The 3,636-nt window shown below is 67.6% G+C and carries 1 protein-coding gene and 3 pseudogenes; 2 read left to right on the forward strand and 2 right to left on the reverse strand.

Annotation, left to right across the window (positions count from 1 at the left end):
• Positions 1-100 precede the first annotated feature (100 nt).
• Positions 101-740 (forward strand): annotated as a pseudogene (locus tag ABZ070_RS36015) (transposase); the annotation flags it as partial.
• Here the strand turns inward: ABZ070_RS36015 and ABZ070_RS36020 are convergent.
• Positions 740-934, reverse strand: a pseudogene (locus tag ABZ070_RS36020) (barstar family protein); the annotation flags it as partial. The pseudogenes ABZ070_RS36015 and ABZ070_RS36020 overlap by 1 nt on opposite strands.
• A gap of 186 nt (positions 935-1,120) precedes the next feature.
• On the opposite strand from ABZ070_RS36020, the pseudogene ABZ070_RS36025 reads away from it, so the two are divergent.
• Positions 1,121-1,501: pseudogene (locus tag ABZ070_RS36025) on the forward strand (transposase); the annotation flags it as partial.
• 124 nt (positions 1,502-1,625) lie between these two features.
• Here ABZ070_RS36025 and ABZ070_RS36030 read toward each other — a convergent pair.
• Positions 1,626-3,323 carry an endo-1,3-alpha-glucanase family glycosylhydrolase gene (locus tag ABZ070_RS36030; RefSeq protein WP_356640268.1) on the reverse strand — a complete coding sequence of 566 codons (1,698 nt, stop codon included), beginning with the start codon at positions 3,321-3,323 and terminating at the stop codon, positions 1,626-1,628.
• Positions 3,324-3,636: the final 313 nt, after the last annotated feature.

Below are 3,636 nucleotides of genomic sequence, written 5' to 3' on the forward strand. Positions count from 1 at the left end.
AACTGCGGCGGATAGTTCTTCATGACCACGAGATGTCCGTTCTCAGATCCTCAGGATCCAGTGTCTCGTGTGTCCAGGATCAAGGGGCAAGGCCCGGGATGTGTCTGTCCGGTTAGTGATCACTGATGCGATGTGGGACCGGATCGAGCCGCTGATGCCGGCCGATCCGGTACGTGGACGGCGGTGGGCCGACCACCGCCGAACTCTGGAAGCCATAGCGTGGAAGTACCGCACCTGCTCACCATGGCGCGACCTGCCAGAAGAGCTCGGCCCCTTTCAGACCGCGCACAAACGCCTGATCAGATGGGCCATGGCCCGGACTTGGCAACGGGTCTTCGCGGCGGTCCTCGCAGTGGCCGATGCTGATGACGATGAGCACGAAGGTCCATCTGGCCAGTGACAGCCGAGCAAGGCCTCTGTCCATCCACGTCACCGCGGGACAGGCCGGTGATGCGCCGGCCTTTGAGGCGGTCATGGCCGGAATCCGGATCCCGCGGAGCGGACTCGGCAGGCCGAGAACCCGCCCTGCGGTCGTCCTCGCGGATCGCGCCTACTCTTCCCGCGCCATTCGTGGGCACCTCCGTCGACGCGGCATCCGCGCGGTCATCCCGCAGCCCGCCGACCAGATCGGCCACCGTCTGCGGCGAGGCCGCGCCGGGGGCCGCCCGCCCGGCTTCGACGCCGAGACATACAAGGAGCGCAATGCCGTCGAGCGGTGCATCGCCAGGCTCAAGCAGTGGACGTGCATGATCAGGATGTCGTGGCTGTCGATCACCTCAGATATGCCCCCGGTCTCGATCGTGTCCGACCACGCGTCCAGGTTCCGGCCGAACCACTCCGGCAGCCCGCACGGCTCGCTCACTGCGTCCCAGAAGTCGTTGAGTGTCTCGATCAGCCGACCGCGCAGGTCAACGAGCAGCTCGCTTTCCGTCATTGCAGCAGACTAACCAGCCTCACCAGCAGTCACTCACCGGTCAAAGAGACAGGCTCTAGCCGTGTGGTGTCGCCGCCTGTTCGGCCTCGCCGGGCCACGGGTAGCAGTAGATGTGGGGATTGAGGCTGATCCTTTGGAGTGGACGCCCTGACTATGGATCTTGATGGTCCAGGGAGGGATGTCCAGGTGGGGCGCAAGTCTCCGTATTCGGAGGAGTTCAGGAAAGACGTGCTTGCGCTCTACCGCGCCGCGGCTGGCAAGCGGACGTACGCGGCGGTGGCGGCGGATCTCGGCGTCACCGCGGAGTCGCTGCGGACGTGGGTCCGCAAGGAGGATGCCCTGGCCGTGCCCGGACGGCGTGACGCGGGCGGGAGCGAGGCGGAGAACGCCCGGCTGCTCAAGGCCGAGAAGAAGTGGCACCTGGAGCGCGAGATCCTGCGCCGGGCAGCCGCCTCCTGCGCTCGGGAGGTGAAGTGAGCCCCTGCCGCTGGGACTCATCGCCGACAACCGCGCCGACACTTCGGCGTCAAGCGGATCTGCCGGCCGCTTGGGGCATCCCGCGCCTCGCCGTCGTGGCCCCGGTAGCGGGCGTCCACGCTTTCTGATCAACTTCAGTACGATCCCTTTGGCACCCCTGCGACTGCTGCGGGACCTGTCCTGTCTGTCTCGCAGCATGTGTCAGCGGCCTGACTCACCGCCTGCTTGACACCGCGTAGTACTGAAGGTCCTGTACGCGGGGAGTGGGCTGCACCGGATGGCGGGTCGTGACGGAGGCGACGGTGCGCCCCTCGCGATTGACCACGGCCTCGGTGCGGCCGGGGCTCAGGGCCATGGCTCGGGCGTACGGGCCGGCGGGAGCGACGTATGCATGGGGCACAGTGCCCACGCGCGCGGTGACGTTGGCGGGCGCGGTTAGGAAGGTGAGCACCTCCACCTGGTCGCGCGGGGGCGCGGTGCCCGGGCGGGGACGCATCAGCAGGGGATGCTGCGCGGTACTGGCGGCGGACGTGAACTGTACGCGAGAGGTGACGTACACGGTGTCGCGGACGATCCGAGGCCACGTCCCGGTCTTGAAGCGGGTGAGGTAGTAGGAGGAAATGTCCAGGTAGGTGTGGCCGTTGTGCAATGAGGGGGCGAACTGGCTGCCCTCCGAGTAGTCGTTCCAGGTGGTGAGCTGGACCCAGTCCGCGCCGCCGGAGATCGCGTGGTTCCAGGTCGACCGCAGAGTGGCGGTGTTGCCCGCCTCGTCGTAGACGCCCTGGTTGGGCCGGACGTCCTGCACCGACACGGCCTGCATCCACTTTTTGCCCAGGGAGTGGGCAAGCCGGATGTCGTCGGGGACACCGTCCTGCTGGACGTAGCTGCGGTTGCCCCAGGAAGAGAAGGCGTCACTGATCGGCGCGAACCGCTCGGCGTTCGCACGGAAGTCCAGGAAGACCGGGACGAGCGCGGTGCCGATTCCGTGGTCGCGCAGCCGGTCAATGACCTGGCTCCACCAGGCGGGGGACTGGGCCTCGGCCTTAAACGGGGAGACCGCGAGTCGCCCGTCCGTCAGGCGGTACGCGGACGGGGAAGCGCCGAGCAGGGCCAGTTGGTCGGCGAGGGCGCGCGGGTTGGTGGCCAGCGAGGTCATGTCCGGCATCAGTACGATGCGGAATTCTGGGTCGACGCGTTGCGCCGCGCGCAGCAGCAGGTCGACCCGCTCGCGGTTGGTGCCGGTCAGGGAGAGGATGTCGACGGTGAATCCGTCGATCCCGGCGTCCCGGGCGGTCCTCACTTCCTTTTCCAGGTTGGCGAGCTGCCAGTCGCCGCTGCTCGGCTGCACGGGCAGTGGCCGGTCCCGCAGCAGTCCGCCGTAAGCCGCGTGCTTACCCTTCTCACCGTGGGGCGTGAGGTAGTTACGGGCGTAGTAGTCGTGCGCGGCCGGCTCGTTTTCGAACGAGAGCGGGTAGGGCGGGAAGTAGTGCGCGAAGACCTGATGCGGGCTGCGGCGCAGCACATTGGCGGTCGGCAGGTCGAAGGGAAGCGCTGGGCTCGGCTGCCCGGCGGCGGGCTGCGGGTTGCGGGCTGGCTCGCCCTCGGTGGGCGCCGGGGTGCGCGGCCTGGTGGGGGGCGCGGTGGCGGTGGGCTGCGGGTTGCGGGCTGGCTCGCCCTCGGTGGGCGCCGGCGTGCGCGGCCAAGTGGGGGGCGCGGTGGGCTCCCAGAGCTGAGTTGGCTCGGTGGCGGGCGTGCTCGGTCGCGCGGCATGGGACGGGAGGGGCTGCGGGTGGCTGGACAGCCCGGCGTAGACGGCGGCCAGCCCGATCAGCAACAGGCCGAGCAGGGCGCCGAGTACAGCGTGTTTTCGGCCGCGCGACGGCTGAACACGACGCTTTGAATGGTCTCCCATTAATTTCTCCTCGGTGACCTGCCCTGCATGACCTCGCTCGTTAGTCGCCGGGGCGCGCCTGGTATGGCCGACCCTGTGCAGACTGTACCTGAGTTGTAGAGATGCGTTACGTCGCTATTCTAAAAACTGCTGTCAAGGCAGGGCAAATAAGCATGAGTACTGCTTCGTAGGGCTGGGGACTCTTGAAATGGGCGCACAGGCGTGCTGGTTCGGCTGGCGGGGGGTGTCTCTATGTCCTTCGTCAAGGACGTGGTGCCTGGTATGCGGGTGTTTGCGATAGTCATGCGGCGAGGGTGACGGTGGGGGTTCTGGA

Source organism: Streptomyces sp. NPDC006283, from assembly GCF_040613325.1.
Lineage (GTDB): Bacteria > Actinomycetota > Actinomycetes > Streptomycetales > Streptomycetaceae > Streptomyces.

Bases quoted from the DNA above. Each gene is read 5' to 3' on its own strand.
- ABZ070_RS36030 (WP_356640268.1), bottom strand. From the start codon at position 3,323: ATGGGAGACCATTCAAAGCGTCGTGTTCAGCCGTCGCGCGGCCGAAAA.